General features: G+C 39.0%; 19 protein-coding genes. 2 read left to right on the forward strand and 17 right to left on the reverse strand.

Annotated features, from left to right (window positions below; all coding sequences use genetic code 11):
• Positions 1 to 55 precede the first annotated feature (55 nt).
• The 9 genes from SGI74_06080 to SGI74_06120 are packed head-to-tail and all read right to left on the reverse strand — an operon-like array spanning position 56 to position 9623.
• Complete coding sequence (locus SGI74_06080; GenBank protein ID MDZ4677062.1) at positions 56 to 559, reverse strand: hypothetical protein; 504 nt, start codon at positions 557 to 559, stop codon at positions 56 to 58.
• Positions 540 to 1421, reverse strand: coding sequence for a heme o synthase (locus tag SGI74_06085; protein MDZ4677063.1), 882 nt, complete (start codon positions 1419 to 1421; stop codon positions 540 to 542). Before SGI74_06085 ends, SGI74_06080 begins: the two co-directional genes overlap by 20 nt.
• Positions 1393 to 2355, reverse strand: coding sequence for a COX15/CtaA family protein (locus SGI74_06090; protein MDZ4677064.1), 963 nt, complete (start codon positions 2353 to 2355; stop codon positions 1393 to 1395). The genes SGI74_06085 and SGI74_06090 overlap by 29 nt, the downstream gene beginning before the upstream one ends.
• Positions 2352 to 3530, reverse strand: a complete 1179-nt coding sequence (locus tag SGI74_06095) for a molybdopterin oxidoreductase (GenBank protein MDZ4677065.1) — start codon at positions 3528 to 3530, stop codon at positions 2352 to 2354. The genes SGI74_06090 and SGI74_06095 overlap by 4 nt, the downstream gene beginning before the upstream one ends.
• Positions 3527 to 4102: a cytochrome c gene (locus SGI74_06100; GenBank protein ID MDZ4677066.1), complete on the reverse strand. Its 576-nt coding sequence runs from the start codon at positions 4100 to 4102 to the stop codon at positions 3527 to 3529. The genes SGI74_06095 and SGI74_06100 overlap by 4 nt, the downstream gene beginning before the upstream one ends.
• Entirely contained in the window at positions 4099 to 4620 is a 522-nt protein-coding gene (locus tag SGI74_06105) for a DUF3341 domain-containing protein (GenBank protein ID MDZ4677067.1), read from the reverse strand. Before SGI74_06105 ends, SGI74_06100 begins: the two co-directional genes overlap by 4 nt.
• On the reverse strand, positions 4613 to 6001 hold the full coding sequence (nrfD, locus tag SGI74_06110; protein ID MDZ4677068.1) for an NrfD/PsrC family molybdoenzyme membrane anchor subunit: 1389 nt from the start codon (positions 5999 to 6001) through the stop codon (positions 4613 to 4615). The genes SGI74_06105 and nrfD overlap by 8 nt, the downstream gene beginning before the upstream one ends.
• On the reverse strand, positions 5998 to 9078 hold the full coding sequence (locus SGI74_06115) for a TAT-variant-translocated molybdopterin oxidoreductase (GenBank protein ID MDZ4677069.1): 3081 nt from the start codon (positions 9076 to 9078) through the stop codon (positions 5998 to 6000). Before SGI74_06115 ends, nrfD begins: the two co-directional genes overlap by 4 nt.
• Before the next feature lie 14 nt (positions 9079 to 9092).
• Positions 9093 to 9623, reverse strand: a complete 531-nt coding sequence (locus tag SGI74_06120; protein MDZ4677070.1) for a cytochrome c3 family protein — start codon at positions 9621 to 9623, stop codon at positions 9093 to 9095.
• Positions 9624 to 9689: 66 nt separating this feature from the next.
• Here SGI74_06120 and SGI74_06125 point away from each other — a divergent pair, with 66 nt between their 5' ends.
• Positions 9690 to 9959, forward strand: a complete 270-nt coding sequence (locus SGI74_06125) for a hypothetical protein (protein ID MDZ4677071.1) — start codon at positions 9690 to 9692, stop codon at positions 9957 to 9959.
• A gap of 146 nt (positions 9960 to 10105) precedes the next feature.
• Here the strand turns inward: SGI74_06125 and SGI74_06130 are convergent, their stop codons facing one another.
• The 3 genes from SGI74_06130 to SGI74_06140 form a co-directional block, all read right to left on the reverse strand.
• Positions 10106 to 11068 (reverse strand): HNH endonuclease signature motif containing protein, encoded by a 963-nt coding sequence (locus tag SGI74_06130; GenBank protein ID MDZ4677072.1) that lies wholly within the window; start codon positions 11066 to 11068, stop codon positions 10106 to 10108.
• A gap of 332 nt (positions 11069 to 11400) precedes the next feature.
• Positions 11401 to 13017, reverse strand: coding sequence for a cytochrome c biogenesis protein CcsA (gene ccsA, locus SGI74_06135; GenBank protein ID MDZ4677073.1), 1617 nt, complete (start codon positions 13015 to 13017; stop codon positions 11401 to 11403).
• Between the two features lie 3 nt (positions 13018 to 13020).
• Positions 13021 to 14337: a cytochrome c biogenesis protein ResB gene (locus SGI74_06140; GenBank protein MDZ4677074.1), complete on the reverse strand. Its 1317-nt coding sequence runs from the start codon at positions 14335 to 14337 to the stop codon at positions 13021 to 13023.
• Positions 14338 to 14518: 181 nt separating this feature from the next.
• Here SGI74_06140 and SGI74_06145 point away from each other — a divergent pair, with 181 nt between their 5' ends.
• Positions 14519 to 14968 carry a hypothetical protein gene (locus tag SGI74_06145; GenBank protein MDZ4677075.1) on the forward strand — a complete coding sequence of 150 codons (450 nt, stop codon included), beginning with the start codon at positions 14519 to 14521 and terminating at the stop codon, positions 14966 to 14968.
• Between the two features lie 5 nt (positions 14969 to 14973).
• Here SGI74_06145 and SGI74_06150 read toward each other — a convergent pair whose 3' ends face one another.
• The 5 genes from SGI74_06150 to SGI74_06170 form a co-directional block, all read right to left on the reverse strand.
• Entirely contained in the window at positions 14974 to 17133 is a 2160-nt protein-coding gene (locus tag SGI74_06150) for an oligopeptide transporter, OPT family (protein ID MDZ4677076.1), read from the reverse strand.
• 54 nt (positions 17134 to 17187) lie between these two features.
• Positions 17188 to 19269 carry a M48 family metalloprotease gene (locus tag SGI74_06155; protein ID MDZ4677077.1) on the reverse strand — a complete coding sequence of 694 codons (2082 nt, stop codon included), beginning with the start codon at positions 19267 to 19269 and terminating at the stop codon, positions 17188 to 17190.
• Between the two features lie 180 nt (positions 19270 to 19449).
• Positions 19450 to 21273, reverse strand: a complete 1824-nt coding sequence (locus SGI74_06160) for a response regulator (GenBank protein ID MDZ4677078.1) — start codon at positions 21271 to 21273, stop codon at positions 19450 to 19452.
• Positions 21274 to 21371: 98 nt separating this feature from the next.
• Positions 21372 to 22346 carry a formimidoylglutamase gene (locus SGI74_06165; protein ID MDZ4677079.1) on the reverse strand — a complete coding sequence of 325 codons (975 nt, stop codon included), beginning with the start codon at positions 22344 to 22346 and terminating at the stop codon, positions 21372 to 21374.
• A complete protein-coding gene (locus tag SGI74_06170) occupies positions 22339 to 23478 on the reverse strand; it encodes a hypothetical protein (protein MDZ4677080.1) in 1140 nt (379 codons plus the stop codon). Before SGI74_06170 ends, SGI74_06165 begins: the two co-directional genes overlap by 8 nt.
• Between the last annotated feature and the right edge of the window lie 12 nt (positions 23479 to 23490).

Below are 23490 nucleotides of genomic sequence, written 5' to 3' on the forward strand. Positions count from 1 at the left end.
TTATTATGTAAGATCAAGTAAACACTATTAGAATGAAGTGTCAGTGTCAAAAAAATTACTTCTTTTTTCGACAGAATCCAAAGTCACAAAACCCTGAACAGCAGTCGTTATTTGTTGCGCAGATGTTCCCGATATCGACGTTACAATTGTTGGGTCCTGAACATTTTTTAAAATGGCAATTCTTGCTTTGGCAGTCTAGGTTGTTACTGCAAGTAAGACCAATTCCTTTTGCGACAAAAGGAGTCGGATTTAAGCTAGGTGAGCTTTCCGGAGTAGCCAATCTTGCTGCTTGTATGACTCCACGGCCAAAAGCAGTTACTTTACCCTCTTTAAATTGAACATAGCGGCCATCAAGTTGGTTATAATTCCAAGATTCAACACCATTATTTAGTTCTCTTAAATCTGGTTCGCCTAAGAGTTGTGAAACTTTCTCAACAGGCATTTGTGCTTGGAGTTGATTAAAGCGCGTATCAAATTTGGGTAAAGACGTAGAACAGCTCAAAAATGAACTTATACAAAAAATGAGTATCCATAGATTTTTATACTGTTGTGGGGCCATGTGTTAAAGATCCGATAATAAGTAAAACAAAAAGAGCTAATAGATAGACTATTGAATATCCAAATAAAGCGTAGGCTGATTTGTCAGTCTTTTTTTGATAAAGCACGATGGCTTGACGGATAAAAGCGATTCCTAAGAGTAAACTTCCAATCAAATATGTGAGCCCACCAGCATTAACTAAAACAGGCAAAAGTGTAAGTGGAATGAGTAATATTGAATAAATAAGGATCTCTAATCTTGTTCTATTATCCCCGGCAACTACCGGCAGCATGGGGACTTTAGCGTTTTTATAATCTTCTTTCATCACAAGTGCTAAGGCCCAAAAATGTGGAGGTGTCCACATAAAGATAATGAGAAATAAAATCCAAGCGAGAAATGAAATTTGACCTGTTGCAGCAGCCCAGCCCATAAGAGGAGCTGTGGCACCAGCTGCTCCACCAATTACGATGTTATAGGGAGTGCGTCTTTTGAGATAGAGGGTGTAAATTCCAACATAAAATACAATGGTAAATACGCCTAATATTGCTGAGAGAGGGTTTGCGATCCAGAGAAGTAAACCCGTGGCAACGGCACCTAAAATTAATCCAAACCAAAGAGCATGAATGGGCTTAATTTTTTTAAGGGGAAGAGATCGTCTTTTACGTGTTCGAGTCATGATCTCGTCGATGTCACGGTCAAAGTACATATTTAAGGCATTCGCTGAGCACGCTGTAAGTGTAATGCCCATAAAAACCAAAAATAATTTTAATGGATCGGAAAGTAAACTGCCCTCAACAACCATGGCGGTTAAACCCGTAAGGCTAAAAAGCAATACGATTGTTGGTTTGGTTAGATTAACGTAGCTGGAAATGACGGATTTCATATGTGCACATCACTATCAGGGCAAAGAGGGCTTCAGCAACTACTAAATGGGCAACGCTTAAAGCTACGGGTAGAAGAAAAAGCACATTCCCAATACCGAGAGAGATCTGAATAATCAGAAGTGCAACTACGCCAATGGTTTTATTATGAATATGTTTAGGTAATTCTGTGTTTTTCAGCGATTTATAAGCAAAACCTAAGACAATGATAAAAGTGAATAGAGCACCTAGTCTGTGAAGGATCTGAATTCCTATGATTCCATCTAGCCCTGGCCACCACATTCCATGACATGTTGGAAAGTCAGGGCAAGCAACACCTGCGTAGTTACTGGCAACCATGCCACCTAAAATAATCTGAATATATACGGCAATACTTGCACCTATTGCGATACGCCAAGTTCCTGAGGGATCTTCGCGTTTACGATCGCGAGCAATGGTGAACAAATGAGGCTGATCACCAAAGCGGTGAGCGCGTAAGGTCATTATGAGAACAATCAGAAAATAAAGAGTCCCTGCCGCTAAATGAAGAGTAACAATTTCTGATTTTAAAAGTTTTAAGACCGTGAGGCCGCCTAAAATTACTTGGCTTATAAGTAAGGTCAAAGCAAGTAGTGAAAGTTGGCCGAGCATCGAGCGTAGGCGCTTGTCTTTGGCGATTAAAATCGAAATAAAAAGTGTTAATAGACTAATGAGGCCAGCAAAAACACGGTGAAAATATTCTGCAAAAATCTGAACATCAAAATGAGGAATAATTTTATCATGACATAGTGGCCAATCTGGGCAAGCAAGACCTGCGTCTAAATTTCTGACGAGTCCACCAACTGCGATGAGAAAAAATATTAAAACTGATAAAAGTTTAAGAAGCCACGAAATAGAACTTTTTGTGTTGCCGGTTTGACTTTCAATGTTTTTATCTGAAACTTCTAATGTGCTCATTGATGTAAGTGCAATGCCTCATGCACCCTAGGATCTTTTTGGGGTTGAATGGGATTACGACTTAAAAAGTTTGTAACTTGTAATCCAAATAAGCCCAAGAAACCTAAGAAGATTCCAATTTCAAAAACTGGAACAAACGGTTTAGCTGAGTAATTCGGCATGACCATCCAGAAAATATCAATCCAGTTAGCTACTAAGATGAGATATGCAAATTTAATATTTCGATTTGCATCGCGTTTAGCTTCACGTGGAAGAAGTCCAAGAAATGGCACGACGAATTTTAAAAAGATAATACTATAAGCGACAATACACCAGCCGCCCTCATAGCGTTTGAGATAATAAGAGGTTTCTTCTGGCATGTTTGCATACCAAATGAGCATGAACTCACAAAATGCGATGTATGCGTAAAATACGACAAACGCGAACATCAAAAGCCCTGTGTTTTGAATGTGATTTTCATTAACAGTGTTGCCGAAATATCCAAGGCGCTTCATTTTGATCAGTACAACGTTGGTCATTGCCAGAGTGGTTAAAAATAAAGTGGCAAAACAGCGTACACCAAACATGGTGCTATACCAAAGTGGATCTAACGACATGATTAAATCAACACTGACAAAAGTGAAGAGGAGTGCAAATAAAGGAATAAAAATAGCAGAATATTTCACATTTTGACGAGTGAGTTCAATATCTCCAGTTTGATCTTGTTTAAGAGAGTTTCGAATAAGTTTTCCGCCTACGAAATACCAAACAGCAAATAAAAGAGCTACGCGAATAATAAAAAAAGGAAGATTTAAGTAAGCTTGTTTCATATGAAGAAGTTGGGCGTGATGTTCTCCACCTTCGCCATGTGGCGCGTGATGTTGAAGCCATTCATAAACATGACTGCTGCCAAATAAAACCGGTAAAAATAAAATCGCAGCAGCCGGTAGCCAAGAATAAAAAGACTCAGGTATGCGTCTAACTGTGGCGCTCCAACCTGCATTAGTTAAATGTTGAGTCGCTGAAAAAAAACATCCGCCAAGCCCAAGGCATAAGAAAAAATAGTAATTCATGATGTAGCCGTGCCAAGCGCGATTGGGGTCTCTAAAATAGGCGACAGCAAAGCTAAGAACTCCAATGGCAATGAAAGCGCCACAAATATTTTTAAACTTGGTACTCACATTGAGCGTTTTCATTTTTTCTGATCTCCACTGGCTGGCAAGTCTTCAGGTTGAGGATTTGCAGCGCGTTGCAGGGCACGAATATAATGTGCAACAGCCCAACGATCTTCAGGTGCAACTTGTACGGCATAACTGGGCATCAAATTTTGTCCACGGGTGATGACGTGAAAAATATGTCCGTCGGGCCATTTTTGAATTTTATCACTAAGCAGTGTTGGTGGACGTGGATAAGGTGGAACAACTGATCCTTGCCCATCTCCTTTTGCGCCATGGCAGACAATACAATATGTGTTAAATACTTTTTGGCCGCGTTCAAGAACTTGTTTTGTTCTCACTAATGGATTTATGAGAGTGCGCCCTGCTTTATCGCCTTCGTTTGCAGCAAAATGATAAGGCTGAAAACCTCTTGGAATTGTACCGGCAGGAGGCACACGAGCTGCGGCTCCGTCTTTTGAGTTTAGATCTTCTTTTTGAGCTTTGAAATGGGTGCTGCTGTACATATCAGGCATGAATTCCCACTCAGGCTTTGTTTTTTCGCATGCAATAAGTGCGAAAGCTAAAATAGAAACAGTAATTATTTTTATCATTCGCTCACCACTGTCACTTCTTCAGGATGTAATCCCTTTAAAAATTGAGTGACGTCATTTTCGTTAAATGATTCTTCGTTTGAAGGTACAAAAAGTACAAATTTATCTTTTGTAATATCTGGATGCAAAATCTTTGCTTTTAAGTTTGGTAAGCCGCAAATAAAAAATAAGGCTCCAACAGTTGCTAATCCAGCAAACAATACAGTGAGTTCAAATATAATGGGTACAAATGCTGGAAGTGAGAAAAAGGGCTTACCACCGATATTGATTGGCCAATCAACTGCAGAGGTCCAACCTTGGAGTGCAACCGCTGAGCAAAAGCCTGTTGCACCTGCGAAAAAAGTAACCCACGGGAGAAAAGATCTTTTAAGACCCATGGCATCGTCCATACCGTGAACAGGGTAGGGAGTAAAAACATCGTATTTTTTATATTTCTTTTGTTCACGAGCAGCGCGCGCTGCTTTCATGATGTCACTTTCATTTTTAAAAACGGCGATAACGCCTAATGATTTACCCATGGTGATCCTCCGTTTTTCCACGTCCTACGTGCATAACACCTTTGATCTCTGACATCGCAATCACTGGAAGCAGACGGCAGAAAAGTAAGAACAATGTGAAAAACAAACCAAAACTACCGATGGTAACACCCCAATCCCACATGGTGGGTCGATAATATCGCCATGAAGAGGGTAAGAAATCAGAGTTTAGTGAAGTGACTACGATTACAAATCGCTCATACCACATTCCGATATTTACTAAGATTGAGATGATAAACATGAGTTTAATACTTCTTCTAAAACGCTTTATCCAAAAAAGTTGTGGCCATAAAACGTTACAAGTTATCATTGTCCAATACGACCAAGCATAGGGCCCCATGGCTCTTTGAATAAAAATAAATCTCTCGTAGGGATTACCACTATACCATGCCATGAAAAATTCAGACGCATAAGCATAACCAACTATAGTACCTGTCAGTAGAATTATTTTATTCATAGCTTCAAGATGACTTACGGTTATGTAGTCTTGAAGATTAAAAACTTCCCGTGAAATTACTAGAAGTGTAACAACCATTGCAAAGCCTGAAAAAATAGCGCCTGCAACAAAGTAAGGTGGAAATATCGTTGTATGCCAACCTGGTAAGAGTGAAACGGCAAAGTCAAAACTTACGATGGTATGAACTGAAAGTACGAGCGGTGTAGAGAGTCCTGCTAAGAGTAAGTATGCTGTTTCGTAATGAGACCAGTGACGGTTACTTCCGCGCCACCCTAAACTGAGGGTTCCGTAAGCAAGTTTTCGCCATTTGTTTTTTGCTCTATCACGAATCGAAGCTAAATCTGGAATCAAACCCACATACCAAAATACAGCTGAAATAGTGAGGTAAGTTGATACAGCAAAGACGTCCCAAAGCAGAGGTGATCGAAAGTTCACCCATAGTGGACCACGGTCATTTGGGTATGGAAACAGCCAAAACGCAAGCCATGGGCGCCCCACGTGAATCAACGGAAAAATACCTGCCGTCATAACTGCAAAGATCGTCATGGCTTCTGCAGATCGATTAACAGCTGTGCGCCATTTTTGTCTGAACAAAAATAAAATTGCAGAGATAAGGGTTCCAGCGTGACCTATGCCAATCCAAAATACGAAATTGATGATGAACACACCCCAATCAACTGTATTTTGAATTCCTAAATTTCCAAGACCATTATAGATGACATACCCAATACATGAAAAACCACCGACAAGTGCTGTAAGTGCTAATCCAAATGCTACATACCATTTTTTTGTCGGAAAACTTTCTAAAGGTCTTGCAACGTCATCGTTGACGTCGGCCATGGTTTTACCGCCACTAACGAGTGGCTCACGATCAAGAACAACTGACCCGCTTAAGCTTGTACTCATAGTTGCTCCACGTTTCTAATCTTGGTCATGTACGTGACTGAGGGCCTTGTGTTGAGTTCTTCAAGCACATGATAACCACGTGGGTCTTTTGCGGCTAAGGTCACAAGACTCGTGCTGTCATTAATGTTACCAAACACGATAGCATCTGCTGGGCAGCTTTGTTGACAAGCAGTTTTAAGTTCACCATCTTTTACAGATCGGCTCATATCTTTTGCTGTGTTTTTAACTTCGGTGATTCGTTGAATGCAAAACGTACATTTTTCCATGACTCCACGGCTACGAATCGTAACCTCTGGATTTTGTGCAAGTGTCATTGGGTAGCGCGTCTGACCTGAGTAGTTATAATCAAACCAATTAAATCTTCTAACTTTATAAGGGCAATTGTTAGCGCAGTAACGTGTTCCTACACAGCGATTATAAATTTGTTGATTAAGACCTTCATCAGAATGCGCGGTTGCTATAACCGGGCAAACTGTTTCACAAGGTGCGTTTTCACAGTGCTGACAAAGCATGAGCTGATGCACAGTTTGTGGGTTATCAGGTGTGCCTGTGTAATAACGATCCACTCTGATCCAATGCATGATTCTGCCCCGTGAGACGTTTTCTTTTCCGACGACAGGAACATTGTTTTCAGATTGGCAGCCAATGACGCAAGCTCCGCAGCCCGTGCATGAGTTCAGATCAATAGCCATTGCCCAGCGATAGCCTTTGTATTCATGGCCTGACCAAACGGTGGTCAATTTCTCATGATGCTCGTTACCTGCATTTGATTTTTCTTGGTATTTTTTAAGCGTTGCTTCTTTAACATGGGGGCGACCTTGCAGGCTGCTCTGTTCTTGAACAATGGCGATTAAATGTTTTGCGCCGGTTTTTTTCAAAGCCACTTTATGACCTGACAAAACGGGCAAGTCTTTGCTCATTGTTAAAGCAAACATATTTTTACCAATTTTACTTCCCACAAGGCCTGCATTTTCACGACCGTAACCAAGGGCCACGGCAATTACTTTATTGTGAAGACCGGGTTGTACATGTGCAGGTAGTTCAATGGTTTTATCACCGATTGTGAGTTTAACAATATCGCCTAGAACAAGATGCATTTCTTCAGCCGCTTGAGGTGAAACTGAAGCGTAGTTGTCCCACGTGATTCTTGAAACTGGATCAGGCATTTCTTGGAGCCAAGGATTATTGCTGGTGGCGCCGTCATACATTGAAACTTTTGAATAAAGAGCAATTTCAAAACCATTGGCGCTAATTGCCTTTGGCAAATTTGAAGTCAGAGCTGAAGATTTAAAACTACGAGCAGATGAATTTTTACTGCGATTGCTGTTCTTAGCAACCATATCAACAACACCGTCTCGAAGTGCACTTTCCCAAAAAATTTCAAAACCCACAGATGTACCAACTTCTTTAAAAACAGTTTCACGCCAGTTGGTTTGTACATAAGCATGAAAATCTTGATAACTAACAAGTTTGCCAATGCCAAGAGCACCCATTTTATTAAAGGCTAAAAGTGAATCTTCAAATGATCTTGTATTATAAATCGGTCTAATTGTGGGTTGAGTAAGACTATATACACCCTTTTGTGCTTGAGCATCGCCCCAGCTTTCAAGTTTATGATTATCAGGGCAGATAAAATCAGCAAGTACGGCTGATTCATCAATGTGAGAGCTAAAACTTACAACTAAACCCACTTTTTTCGCTGCTGCTAAAAAACCTAATTCTTGAGGCAAATTATAAGCTGGATTTGAATTGTAGATAAATAGTGCATCTACGCTTCCTGCGTTCATTTCTTTTACAAGTTTTTTAACTTCTGAAAAACTTCCCTTAGCTTGCAGTGAGGGGGATATATTGTAATCTACGGTGACGCCGTCATTTTGTAATATTGAATTTAAAAGATCTACCGCTACTTGTAAGCTTAATGCGTTCTCAGTTTGACTCTGTGGTGAACCTGAAATGACAAGTGATTTACCTTTAGCCTTTGAAAGTGCAAGGGCAGCTTTTTTAATGCTTGAAACGTTAAATCCACAAGCCATTGCGACACTCTCAGGGCTATAATTCTTAAGCGCTTCAACAACAGATGCGTCAGCAGAGGCTGCTTTAAGATTAATAATTAATTCATATGCAAGGGCAAGGGCAACGTGTGCTCCGTCTGTTGGGCGAATGGGTGTGCGTTCATCAGAGTTTGTGCCTGTTAAACTCATTGTTGATTCAAATACGATGAGTTTGGCCATTTTTTTATGGTTCGCATCTACTTTTCTATTTTTAGAAAATTGCTTAGTGAATTCCACTGGTGAAATCAATGTTCCTAAAAAATCGCCATCAATAGAAACAATGACTGAAGCTTCATCAAAACGATAACGAGGAAGAATTTTTGTTCCGTAACTGAGTTCTTGGCTTGCGATCACGTTATCTAAATTAATAGGGTCATACGAAACGAGTTCGCCATTTTTAAAACCACTTAAAAATTCTTCAATGAGCTTATTGGTAGAAGGGCTATTAATTGTGCTTGATAAAATACGCACGCGACCTGAACCATTTTTTATTGCTTTTAATTTATCAGAAATTTTTCTATCGATTGCGTCCCATTGACCAGCTGAAGTTGCAAGTGAACCGCGCTGAAGTTCTGAGGGTGATCGCAGGCGGTCAGGATCATAGAGATTTAAAATTGAAGCTTGGCCGCGAGCACACAAACCACCTTTATTAATGGGGTGATCAGGGTTTCCTTCAATTTTTATGGGGCGTCCTTCGCGAGTTTTTACTAATGTGCCACAACCTGTTGAGCACTCACCACATGTGGATGCGTAGTAATTTGCAACACCAAATGTGACTTCTTCTGGCTGATTAACGTAGGGCAAAATTTTATGCATGGGTTTTTGATAACAAGCGGTACTTGCAAGGGCAGTACTTGCAGCCATGAGTTTCATAAAATCACGACGGCTTGTACCGTCAGTTTCTTCAGTTACGCCGTCTCTAATGGGTGAGGATGTAAATTCTTGATTCGCTTTCTCAATAAAGCCAGGCTCGTTGTGGTATTCTTCGAGACTTCCCCAGTATTTGCGTTCGGTGTGTTGTTCCATTTTCGTTTTGTCTCCTACCGATGACATGTGTCGCACGAGGTGGGTGCGTTGTATTGAGGTTGTCTGTGACAATTCACACACCAGCCCATGGTTAATGGTGCGTATTGCTTAACTGTGTCCATATTTTGAACTTCACCATGACATGTTTGGCACTTCACACCACGGGCAATATGACGTTTGTGGTTGAAGTAAGTAAATTCAGGAAGATCATGCACTTTGATCCAAGGAATTGGTTTTCCTTGTTCATAGCTTTCCGTGAGCTTCTTAATGTGGGGGCTATCGGTCTTGACCATTTTGTGACAGTTCATGCAGACGTTCATGGCAGGGACTGTGGCATGCCGTGATTTCTCTACAGAAACGTGACAATACATACAGGGAATTTGATATTTGCCTGCATGGGTCTTGTGACTGAATGGAAGCGGTTGGGCTGGCGCATAGCCTTGGTTTTTTGCTGGTGAGATTGCGAAAACAAAACCACCAACAATAAAGCACAAGACGAGGACAGCGACGATGATTTTCGACGTAATGGGACTGTTCGGTGCCATAGATGTTACTTAAGCCCTTATTTCTACTGTTGTTAGAACCGAGTACTTAATTTATATATGAGAAACATGGCACAAGATAAAGATGAAATCAAAATTATTCCTGCACGATCGATCAGCCGAGAAAATATGAGACGAGATCTCATGGCTGAGCGACCGGTATTGGAAGTAAAAAATCAGCCGGAGAAGGATAATGGAGAGAAAAAAATTGCGCGCAGGAATTTATTCAAACAGCTGATTCCATTATCTGGTAAGGCTTTGGTGGATTTTATGCGTGAAACTTCAATGTCATCAGAAGATGTCTCAACTGGTATTTCAAATATAAAGAAGTCTGACTAAATCAGTCGGTTTTGTTTTACGCTAATTTCGGTTTGTTGGGTATATGGGTATAACAGTGGCTAATGCTGCGCGTTAGTTTGAATGTGTTATCGTTGTCGTTGAACTGATCAGCTGTGAAAGATCCGCGAGTTTTACGATCTTAATTCCTAAGCATTGATAAATTTGTTCATATGTTTAAATCCAAAGCTATTGATAGCAGCCCTCTGATTATGAGCTTTGCAAAGAAGTCGTAAGTTTTCAGCGCAAGTTTTTCCACCAAGAACAATGGGTGAAATATGATCGTACTCTAAAAAATAACGTGACTCGCACTTGGGGTATGTACATTTACCTTTGTCTCTTTGCCAAACGAAGATTTTAAGTTGTTGCGGGATATATCGACTAATACTCATATTAGAATTTGGTATGTCATTTTGGGTTCGAACCTCCGGCGCCGGAGGTGGTGGTGCGTTAAGATTTTCTGGTTTTTTATTTTCTTTTTTTGCTTTGATTGGTTTTAGCGCGGGATCGAATTTTTTGAGCGCAATATCCGCCAATTCATTAATCAGTTCACTATCTGTCATATTGGGATTTTTATGACTCATGAGCGCTTTTAGCTTATCGAGTTTTTCTAGTACCACTTCGTCGAGCACAACTTTTAATTCAGTCTTATCTTTCGTAAGTACACGTCTTTTTTCTTGAGGTATGGAATTTGGAGAAATAGCAACTAAAGTCTGAATGCATTCACGAGTGGATTTATTTTCAAGCTTTGCAAGGAGCCCAATTTTTTGATCTAAGGAATATGGTTTTCCAGATTTCTTTTCATGTCTAAAAAAGGTTTGGGCTTGGGCAACGGATGAAAGATTGAGTTCACCTGATAAAATTTTGATTTCAATTTCAGGGATAAGTTTCATTGCTCGCATGGTGTCGACTCGCCTCTGCGCAGCTCCCTCTGTATATTTTAATGTCTTCACGCAATAGGCATGAAGAGAGGAGTATTCTTTGGAGTAAAGTCTTCGCCTTTCGGCTTCATCTAACAGATGAAGCACTTTTGTTTGTGCGAGATTTTCTTCTCGCACAGCAGATTTGAGTTCGGTTTCTAATTCAAAGTCAGATAATTTTTTAAGATCCATAAAACCCCCATTTGAATGAGATTTATAACGCAGCTTTTTAGAATCAAATTTTTCGCATTTAAAAGGGGTGAGTGAGTTCTAAAAAATAAATTGCTTCCCCTCAAAAAATAAAGAGTTAAAACACAGCTAGTGTAATATTAGAACGTCTCAAGTGCTAGTTTGGTTAAGTTTCGAAAGTGAAATGAATTTTCAGAATTACTGCGAAAAGCGTGTCAAATTATAATTCAAATAAATCGAAATAATTATCATTTAACTTTGGGTGATAAGTATTGTGAATATAAATTAATTTTGAAGTGAGGTTTGCGAAAAGCTAAGCAGTGTTTCTGCAGCACTCAGGTCTTCGCTTTTTTCAAAACTTTTCGATGCTGATAGCCTGCTATTGCTACATACAAAAGTTGAACCGCAAGGACTGATCCGACGTAACCTACGCCGCCACCGCCAAAACCATAGCTATGAAGGCCAACGCCTAACACGAAATTTACTCCGTACCATGCCATGATGACTCCAGAAAATGCGACAACTGAAGCAGCGATAGTGCCAAAGGCTTTGAGCCAACCAGAAAAACGGCCGTGTAAAACAGCGAGATAAAAGAGATCAGCAATGAGTGCCCAAGTTTCTTTTGGATCCCAACCCCAAAAACGGCCCCAAGAATAATCAGCCCAAACTCCACCTAAGATAGTACCCGCTGTGAGCAGTAATACTCCAACTTGAATGGATCGATAAACATACAAGCTTAGGGCATTTATTTTTTCTTTGTTCTGAGTTTCAACTCCCCGAACATAATAACTTAAAGCAATGTTTCCGATTCCTGTGGCTAAGGCAAAGGCTGCATAACTTAAAGTAATAGTTAACACATGTATCGTAAGCCAGTAATTACTGCGAAGTACGGGCTCTAGAGGCCTAATGCTTTGATCTAAAACAGCAGGTGCGGCATCTCCAATGATCAGGCAAAGTGTTGCCATGGCACTAGCAGCAAGGCCGATGTATTTTCTTTTGTAAATTAATTCAAAAATCACACCTATGACTATGCAACCTAGAGCAACCCAAATAACTGATTCATACATATTTGAAACAGGGGGGCGGCCAGCGATCCAGCATCTTAATGCAAAGCCAAAAATGTGTACGAGGGTTCCGGCAAAACAAAGTGCTAGAGCAAAATACCAGGGGGCTTTCTTGGTTGAACTTAAAGAATAAGTAAATGCTGCGATTGCGAGTAAATAGAAAATATATGCGATTCGAAAGGGATGATATTTGTTGTAGATAAGCTCCATTTTTATTTCTGAATATTGAGGGTAACTCTGAGGAGCTTGTAGTTTTGTAGCTTGTGCAAATTCTTTAACAGCATTTACAAAAAGTGTGTCGTCTTTTTTAGCGATGGCTGCGTAATAATTATTAGCAATATTATTAAATGCTTGTTGCAGCTCACCTTTGATATCAGAGATGGGGAGCCAATCAGGGCTCAATGCTTGAGGAACAAGCCTGATGTTTCTTCCTGCAATGATTTCTTGATAGGATTGTAATTGATTATTAAGTCGATTAACGGCTGTATAATAATTGTCTAATTTTTTCTTTTCTTTTTGAAGATGCATTAGCTCTGTAAAAATATTCGGAAGCTTTGTGTTTTTAATTACATCCTGAGGGCTCAAATAGCTCTGGGTCTCAGGCATATCTAAATCTTTTTTAAGCTGGAGATGTTTTATTTGAATAAATTTTTGGTTAAGCCATTGATCTGGGAAAAACAGCCATGCCATTACAAGTTCAGTAGCGTTTTTGCCTTCGTATTTTTGAGTGCCTGTGATGAGTTGAACGTTTTCTTTTGCAAATGTATCAAAGGGTTTAACTCTTCCACCATCTTGAATGGGTAAAGATTCAAATTCAGTAACATCAAGAGCTTGGCTTTGAGGTGTTAGCAAAAGAAGTGTACTAAAAATAATGTGTTTAAGTTTCATTGTTTAAACTTTCTTTTTTCTGGTCCAACGAGGTTTCCAGTAAAACATGATCATAATGCCTAGGCATATACAAATGGAACCTAAGTATTTAATCCTGCGCCCTGGGTCATAGTTCACCGAGAATACGGAGACTGTGGGCTCGCCACGTTCATTGAGTTCATAGCTTGATTGATAAAGGGTGAAGTCTTTATTATGAAGGGGTTCATTCATTGAGATCACTATTTCTTGTTTTGAATCAACCAAGACAGTACTTTCGTAGCTCATGGGTAAATGACTTCCACCATAGGTCGCTAATTTAAATTTTTTCAAATTGAGTTGAAAACCTAGATTAAATTTTCGATGGGTGAAGTTAACCCAGTATTTTGTTTGAGCACCTTTTATTTCATGGGGATTACCTAGTTCAAACCAAGATTTTTTATTTCCGATTTGAGCTTCAATGGCTTGGGTATGGTTTTCATTTCCACGTTCTGCATCTACGAATCCAGCATCAACCTCAGCACTGGGGAAATATTTTTCGACTTTGAATTTTAGATTCATCCAGCCTGTGTCGTAATCTTTTCCGGGTTCAACAATTCCAGAAGCTACTGGCTTTACTTGTCTCATTGAATAAATTGTGTAACGTAAGCTTAAAGTTTTTGGATCTTGAACAAGTAGAATTTGATTTTTTCCTACTTCAGGTTTTGGTTCATTTCCTTTGATAAATGAAACAGTGGCCGGGCCCAAATCATAAAATGGTGGAATTTGATTATCAAGGCCAAGCCATTCATTGACGTTTACGCGTTCATTATAGAGCTTAAATAAAACAGCAGGCATTGAGGCTTTACTCTCTGAGGCTTTTACTTCAATGCGTCTTACGGCTTTGGCAATGTAGCGAGTCACTTTAATAACATCGTCATCAACAAGTTTAAAAGTGTAGTCATTTTTCTCAGGCGTTTTACGATCAAAATCAACCGGGCTTTGTAAAAGTAGTGCGAAAGGTCGTCCATCAAAACTCTGATACACCTGAAATTCAGCTTCAGGCACCATAAAGCTATCAGCGGTTTCTGATATTGAAAGGGGCAGTGACCCATCAAGCCCTTTTTGTTGAGTAATAAAGGAGCCCAAAAGTAGGGTGATTATACCTGAGTGGGTAATGACAAAACCTACGTGGTTTTTCTTCCAGGGCATGCGATCAATTGCAGCGCAAGTGAGATTGATGATGAGTAAGCAAAGTTCTAAACTCATAAACCAGCTTTTATAGATTACTCTTTGCGCTTGGGCTGTGCCGTGCTCAGCCTCATAGAAGGTTCCATAGGCTAATATAGCGGCTAACGTGATCATGATTATGACCGCGAGTTTGATTGAGGAGAGGAAATCAAAAATGTAATGACCAAGTTTTTTCATAGGTGTTTTCACTAACTTAAGCACAACTGTGGGTTCATAGAAAGCACTAAAAATGGGCCTAAGCCTAGGTCTAGCTTTTATTAAAGTAAAGCTTTAATAAAGCCGAAAAGAGACATGTATGAAGAAGAAGACAACTGCCCAGAGCCGTAGGGTGCATACAGATCGTAAAACCGTTACTGAGACTTTTGCCGTAAATGTAAAAGACATTTCTACTGGTGAGGTCTATTTCAATCGCGCAAGCATTGTTGATGTGAGTCACACCGGTCTTTTATTGCACGTAAAACGAGGAGATGTTGCAGCAGTTTCTTTACGTTCAACATTAACTTTTTCATGTATCCATCAAGCGAGCATTGGTTTTACCATTGAAATCATGGACACCTATATTGAGGGTGTAGTGACGCGCACTAAACCCATTGGCAAAGGTGATTTTATCTGTGCCGTTGATTTTAGAGATGATGCACCTGAGTATTGGCGTCAATGCTTAGTTGATCTTTTACCAGACCAAGACTCAGATGATGTGTCATATCCCGCTAGCGATGATTCTTCAGAAGAATCAAACGAAGACTGATTAGTTTACTTTCTTCCTGGCTTTAAGATCTTCTCTCTACCAACCAAATAGACAAAACCCATCAGTGAAAAGAATATCAAATAGGCGAGGCCATCACTTGAGGCAAGACCTGGTAAAACCTTACTCATATCAAGTGAAGACGTCCAATTTTCATTGAGCGATAAAATAGCTATACCGATACCTGCAATTGAGCCCCCGGCGATGAGTCCTGATGAAAGTAAAATGCCGGCTTGGCTTTCTGAGTCTTTAGCAGCTTTACGTTTACCCATTTTATCTACGAGCCATCGCACAAAACCACCAAAGAAAATTGGAGCTGAGGCGGCAAGTGGTAAATACACACCCACTGCAAAGGGGAGTGAGGCGATGCCGCAGAATTCTAATACAACGGCGATAAATACGCCCAGAAGTACTAAGCTCCAGGGGAGTTTTTGAGTTAAAATTCCATCAATAATTAAAGACATAAGGCGTGCTTTTGGAGCTTCATATTTTTGAACAGAAGTTCCATCATCACGTTTTTGCAAAACTCCATTAATGCCTGGGTCAACTAAGTAAACTATTTGACCAGAACCATCGACAAGATATTTTCCGGCAGGGACTTCGCCACGTGGTTCAGGCAATTGTAGAACGTGATATTCATTTGAATCGTTTTTGCCTTCAGGCCCACCAACTTTTTCAAGTGTGGGAAGTTCTGAGATATTAAATTGCTGACCAGGGAAACTCTTTTTTGCATAAATAGTTGAGGCATCATTGAGAAGTAAAAGAGTGTAACCAATAACAATAGCTGAAGTAAGGGCTCCAATAAGTAAACCAATTTGTTGTGCTCTTGGTGTGGCACCTACCAGGTAACCTGTTTTTAAATCTTGGGAAGTGGTTCCACCATTAGAGGCTGCGATACATACGATGGCAGCAATACTTAAAGCTGTCACACGGTAATCAACACCAACCCAACCGATCATAACAAAAATAAGACATGTCAAAAGTAATGTTGCTACAGTCATGCCTGAAATTGGATTTGAAGAAGAACCAATTTCACCTGTGAGTCGAGAAGAAACCGTAACAAATAAAAAACCAAATACCACAATTAAAAGGGCACCTAAAAGATTCACTTTTAGTGCAGGAGCTGCCCATATCGCCAAAACAAGAAGTAATACTCCTCCTAAAACGACATTCATTGGGATATCAAGCTCAGTACGTCGAGTTGAAGTTGTTTTTACACCTGATTTTTTTAAAGACTTTAATCCTGCGCCAAAAGATCTAACGATTACTGGCAAACTTTGAAAGAGACTAATGATTCCACCTGCAGCCACTGCACCTGCGCCGATGTATAAAACGTAGGAACGCCAGATTTCATGAACAGACATTTCAGATATTAGTTTTGTGGCAGGGTAAAGGGGAGTTGTAAGCCCACTGCCAAATAGAACAATTGCAGGGGATAATACAAAAGATGATAATATTCCACCTGCCACCATGATGCAGGCAATGCGAGGGCCAATGATGTATCCAACGCCTAATAATTCAGGTGAAACTTCTGTGGCAAAAGATGAACCCTTATACCAGGTGAGTGTTTTTTCTGGGACATCTTTCCAGAGTTTCATTCCGACGTTTGCAATTTTATAAAATAAGCCTAAGAAAAAACCTGTGAAAACAGTTTTTGCACTTGTGCCACCCTCTTCGCCAACAATCAAAACTTCAGCGCAAGCGGTACCTTCGGGGTAAACTAATTCTTTATGTCCACGAACAATGAGTGCCCAACGAAGTGGAATCATCATTAGTACACCAAGTAGACCTCCAAGAATTGAGACCAACATGATGCGTGTGATTTCCATATTATAACCAAGAATCAAAAGTGCTGGCATGGTAACTGCCACACCAAATGCTATGGATTCACCTGCTGAACCTGTTGTCATTACGATGTTATTTTCTAAAATAGTCGCGCGACGTATTCCAAACGCCTTTGAAATCGCTCTAAATATTGTAATTGAGAGAACAGCTACAGGAATCGATGCACTCACAGTCATGCCGACTTTAAGAGCTAAATAAAGAGAAGAAGCTCCAAAGATTATACCTAAAACCACACCAATTAAGATCGGTAGTAATGTGAGTTCGGGTATATTTTTACTATCTGAAATATAGGGCTTATGCTCTGTGACTTCTGACTGTGACACTAAAAAAACCTCCAATTAAAGCGAATTGCTCTAAGTAGGATGGAATCTGCCTGATTATTTCAAAGCTTTCAATTTAATTGCACAATGACTAAAGCCCAAATCAAATTTTTTGAGTTTTTTAAGCGTTTGATCTTTAGCCACTGGGGCTTGAGGAGGCGATTTCTTAACAGGCTTTTCATATCTATCGGCCATGCCCGAAGTTGCGCTTTCAATTGGAGGATTTTGACTTATTGTTAAATCTTCATACGCTTGGTCAACAACGGGTATAAGTTGTCTTAAATTTTCACGAGCGGCGACTACCACGGGTAAGGTTGTATTTGGTTGTGTAATTAAAAGAAGCTTTTCAACTACCGACCCTAGAATTTCTGGTTTAGCATTTAAATTTTTATTTTTTTCTAAGCCCAAACCAATGGCTAGTACTAGAGGGTTTTCTTTTAGAGCAGTGAGGCGTGATTGATACCCTTGAAGAATTTGAGCTTTCTTTTTAACAGATTTAATTATTTTAAGTTCATGTGTTCTTTGATTTAGCAAAACTTGTTTTTGCGCTAAGTAAAAGTCAAGAGCGTCACGAAGGTATTGATTTTTATCAATGTCAGAAGTTTCATTAATTGATTTTACTATAGCAAACGATAAATACATTCGTGTTGTTGCTAAATCAGTCATCGATGTTTGAAGGCCTGATTGTTTAGTTTTAATGTGATCACTTATTTGGTTTTGCAATTTCATATCTAGTTTACTAAATTCTTCATTCATCGATTTAAGACCAAGTCGGATACTATTTTCTTGTCTACTGATTTCGTCATGTAAAACGATCAGACGTAAAAAAGGATTCTTAATAGCAATAATATCAACTGATCGGCCGTAATAAATATCATTGAGTGCTCTGATTTTTGCATTTGGGTGGCTTGCCCTGGCATTTCCGCCAATGATTTCTAATCTTTTAGCCTCTGGGTTTTTTGTGTAAAATTCATTTACAGCGGCTTGTGCTGCTTTTATAAGATTATCAAGTTCTGCTTTTTGTTCAGCTCCAGCGAAATCTAAAAACATTGCTGCGGCGTCTTTGGCAGTGATCCCAGGGACAGTTAAACCAAAGCGATCAGAGCTTGTCTCTTGCTCACGACTCATGGCTGCTAAAGTTAGTAAAAGATGTTCGGTGAAAAAATTGGCATCAATTTTAAGAGCAGGATTGTCTAAATTAATTTTGAGACTAATGTAAAAATCTACAATTCTTTCTGGAACTTCCATTCTTTCTAAACAGGTAATTACAGCATCTAAATAGTCGTTAATTAAACTATTTGCGAATTCAGGGTTCTTTTCAGCTGCAGCATCTAATTCTTGAGACATTTGCTCAAAAGCTTTGATGAATAAATTTCTTTTTAGTTTCTGGATACTATTAACTTGTGCAGAAGCTTGGGGTTTTTCATCTAATTCAAGAGTTTCAAATGCACGCTTCCAGTAAATATCCATAGCGTTTTTATTTTTTTCGCGATTGCTAGCCCTTAAGTTTTCAAATTGAGATACATCCCCAGCTTCATTGTCAACGAAGAGCTTCATGAGAAGCATGTTCATTGCTACCATTTTAATTCTTTGGAGTACGTGTTCGCTGACGATGTGACCTAATTCGTGGCCGATAACTGATTTTAATTTAGCAGGTGATGCAGAATTGTTTAATCCAGTGAAGACAACAACCACAGATTGATCTTTAGAAAAAGCCATGGTGTAGGCATTTATGGCACCTGGGGCTACGTATACGCGCATATTTTTAATTTGTTTTTCGCTGTAACCAAATGATCTAGCTGTATCTACTGTCATTTTTCGAATCTCTGAATAAACAGTGTCAGTAGCCTCATGCATATCTAGGAGGCCTTCATTGATTGCGTCTTTAATGCTATCAGTAGCGAGTGTTTCAAGTAGTGGGATTACTTTTTCCAGAATTGGATTATTATTAAGCGCATTATGCATGATGACGTCAGTATCTGTTCTTAAGAGAGACATTTGAGCTTGTGTATAAACAACACCTAATTGTGGAGACTCCATTAATGTTTCTAGAATTTTAGTTGGGGTATGGTTTGGATTTTTTTGTATTACTTCTGATGCGTTAACAGTGAGAGATAATAGGATTATGAATGATAACATTAACTTCCCCCTCGTAATTCTGGTGATGTGTACGACCAGGATTTTCCCCAGCTCTGCTCGTTTAACGTATATATAGATAGCAAAGTACATGCCTACAGATTATTTAAGAAATTAACGAGATAGATGAGATCTTGTGTCGCTAGCTGTATCTGTAATTTTTATTACAATTGTAAATAATTCTTAGCTTTCGATGTGCTTGGTTGAAGAGATGATTCTATTTCGTGCGCAATAGGCGAAGAAAAGATGGCGTTCTTCGTGTTTAACATAGACAGTTTTAATTCCAAATTTCAAAAGCTTTGAGAGATTATTTTGTGTGATAATGTCGTTTTTCTTTAAATACAAAATGAATTTATCATTTTTTGGTAAATGGAGATAAAGATCAAAAAGTAGTTCTGAATCTCCGACGATATACGAGCCAAGTGAAATGCTGTCTACCTTTGAATTGTTATTATCAGTTGCAATGGGAATTTCTGAAATAGGTAAAAAAGCTACTGCATATTTATCGGCTTTATGAGTTGCTGTGATAATAAATTCTGCTTCACCTTCACGCCATTTTACAAAATCAATAGCTGGTACAGCAAATTGCATGGTAACTGCAGGCTTGATGGGTTCACCATAGTCTTTCATTTTTGTTTGGATAAGTTTAAATACTTGCTCTACCCATTCTTGATTGGGTTTGTCAGTGGCTGAGAAAAATATAAGGTAGCCTCTGTAGCGAGATGTCTTAATTTGAATTGCTAATATATTTGTGAATAGCCCTATTTCTATGGGGATTACACTGGTAGCGATCGCGTAAAGATCAAAGGAATCTCTAACTGATTGAACAAGAATCGATTGTTTTTCTTTGGTAACATAAGTTTGAACATTACTTACCGTATCATTTTTAAAATATTTTTTTGTTTGAGGCGATCTCTCATTTGTATCATTAAGATTATTTGCTTCAGTATTTTCTTCAAAATCAGAAACTTCGTTAAAGTCTGGATTTACTTCAGCGTCTGTCGCGTTGGTGTTATCTGAAAATTCGTTTAGTACTGACGGGTCTATGTCATCATTTCGATCAGCTGTTAGCGGTGCAAATACAGGACTCAGCTCAATAGATTCTTCATCTTCAGTTTTAGATGCGTCGAATAATTCATTCTTAAGTGATTCAATATCTTTACCTAAATTAAGATCAACGGGGGATGAATCTTCGGTAATGATAGTCGAACTTTGTAATGCTACTAACGATTGCGCACTCAAGTCACCTTGCTTCATAATGGAAGTATCGTTATCTATCCCATCCCAAGATTTTGATTCTTTGTTATAAACGGGTATTTGAGCACCTTTAAAATAATATACATCTTTTGAATTGTCTTGATTTGTACTTGTTCCTCGCCACATGTGACATTGATCAGGGCTTGATGAACCATCTATTGCTTTTTCCCACACGGTATCGGGCGGCACATCTACATTATGAATTTCAATGGGATTCTCATTATTAGTAATTGGTGTAGATTTTGATGATGCACTGTTAGCCAATGCTGCGGCTTTTGAAGCTGCACTAGCTGTCGCTTTATTAAGCTTGTCTTCGGCTGATTTTTTGGCACGTAAAAGTGATTGTACGCGCATGTGGATCCCGGGGCCACTTACTGGAGCTAGGAGTGTGTTTTCAATACCGCTACTCATGAGGGTATTAGCTGTTCGGTTATTATTATCTTCTGCAAAAGAAATACAAATGAGTTTAAACTTTTGTGTAAAGAGTTTGTAAGCTTTTTGAATATCAGTGAGTTTTAAATTCCAACTAATAAGTACTACATGTGGTTTAGTTGTTTGAATTTTTTTAAGTGCCTCAACAATATGATTAACCACAATTACTTGATAACCACGACGCTTAAGAAAAGAGACTCCTCCGCTGAGAATTTTTGAATTGTTGATGACTATCAAAATACGTACTTGTTGCGATTCTTTTAGAGATTTCACTCCATCTTGATTAGTCTCTTGATTGTTTTTTGCGGTGTCAGACACGTGTGTTCCTTAAGCCCAAAAGGTGCTCAATCATTTTTCGGCTTTTACTGGCGATTTCTATACTTTATGCGAACTATTTAAATGATTATTTTAAATAGTTATTTGATCGATCGGTAAAGAAATTGATGAATCAGAAGTGCGGCAAGCTGAGTAGTTTTCAAGGAGCTATCAAGTGGCGGGGAGACTTCATAAATGCCAACAACAGTGGGCTTATAAAGGGATATAAGACTTTGCCAAAGAATCAAAAACTGATTTGCATCGATGCCTGTCGGAAAGACTTGGCTAGCTCCTGGTGCATCGGAAGATTTAAAACCATCGATATCAATACTCACTGCTAGTCGATGGTCGGGTGTGATAACTTTAAAAGTTTCAGCTGAGATAAATTCTAAGAGTGATTTCCCACTGTTTAAAATATCATCTAGCGTGATTATTTTTGCATTTTTTTCTTTTGCCCATTTCAGATGATCTCGAGAATTACACCAATCTTGAATTCCGATTTCGTAAAAATCTATTTGTTTATGAAATTCATTGAGTAATCGATAAAAAGGTGTGCCGCTATTAAACCCTAATGTATCGGGTCTGACATCTAAATGGGCATCAAAATTTAAAACTAAAGGGCGTAAGCCTTGGGAAATTGTGTGTTCGCAAAATGCGGCCATATCAGAAAATCCGTAATCATGACCTCCTCCTAGAGTGATCACGCGAGCTTCTTTTTTTAAAAGCTCAGATACAGTTTTACGTGCACGTTCATGATTTTCTTTTAAACTATTTGTGTTTTTAAGATCGCCTAAATCAAGTAAACGCAATGTTTTGGATGATGAAATACTTTGAGTCATTTTATAAAGTACACGTCTGATTTCTATTGGTGCAAGGGCTGCACCGAGTCTGCCTCCATTTAGTTTTATGCCTTCCTCGTCAGGGTATCCAAGTATGACAGAGGCCTCATTGAGAGTAGCTGTTTTAGTGAAATGCTCAGTGCAATCGCTGACGCGTAAATCATGTTTGTCATTTTTAGAAACAAAGAGGGTGTCTTGTGATTTTTCAAACCAAGAAATAATATCTAAATCAGACATCATTGCCTCTTTTGTTAAATTTTATTTTTTGAGACAAAAGAGGTCGGTCATTTTTAAACCCTGATGCCATAGCATTAATAAAATCTCTCATTGGATCGATTTTTTTCTCTAAGTTTTTGTAAAATTGCACGCATATTTCTACTGCACCTAAAACATCGCGTATATCAATGAATTCAGCGCCTGGTTTTAGGTTTGCTCTTTGATTGTGATAGTTACCTAACGGGACCGCGATTCCTGCCGCTTTGATATGATGAAGGTTAAATGCAGTTGCTTCGCAAGTTCCTCCGTTCATAATGCGTCTTTGAAAATTTATCTTGGGATTAATTTTTTTAAGTTCTGTGCACGCAAGATCCAAAAGACTTGTCACGCGGTTGTCAAACAATGTTCTTTTATCACCAAGTCTAATGACGGGCCCACTTCCAATTCTCGCACCTTCAAGTTGTCGACTTGCCTCTAGTGAGATTACCGTGTTTTCATGACCGAGAATGTTTTGGTAAATGATTCCAAGGGCACCTTTAAAACCTGTTTCTTCAGCTCTAGTAAAAACACCTAAAATATTTTTACGCTGTGATGAATTAAGTCGAGCAAAAGTTGCTAAAATAATTGTAACACCAGCTAGATCATCTGCTGCTCTTGAAAATACGCGGTGTTTTTTTTGTTGAAAACCAGGAAATGCAAATGCCCCAAAACAAGTATCGTCAACTTGATTTTTTGCATTAGTAAGTTGAATTTTAAAAGTATCTTTTTTTTGGCCTTCAAATTTTTTTGATAAAATTTTTCCATAAAAAACTTTATTAGGCAAAAGTGGATTGTAAATCGCGACTTTTGCATTATGAGTTTTTGGAGGAACGCCTCCAAACCACTGGGCGCGCCACTGAGTCTTGGTGATTTTTTTTATCAAATGAAAACCAGGATGATCAGTGTGTGCCATCAAGGCAACTTTTTTAGATTTTTTAAGCGTTTGGGGTTTTGAAACTCCAGCGATGATGTTTCCCCATTTATCGATAAAATACGGAACTTTTAATCGATTCAGTTCTTTTTCAACGTATTGCAAAACCCAGTTTTCGCGGTACGGAGCCGTGGGGTTATCAAAAACTTCTTTTAAAACTCGTTCAACAGATTTTATGATCACAAATTATGCCCC

It is taken from the genome of Oligoflexia bacterium (assembly GCA_034439615.1).
Lineage (GTDB): Bacteria > Bdellovibrionota > Bdellovibrionia > JABDDW01 > JABDDW01 > JAWXAT01.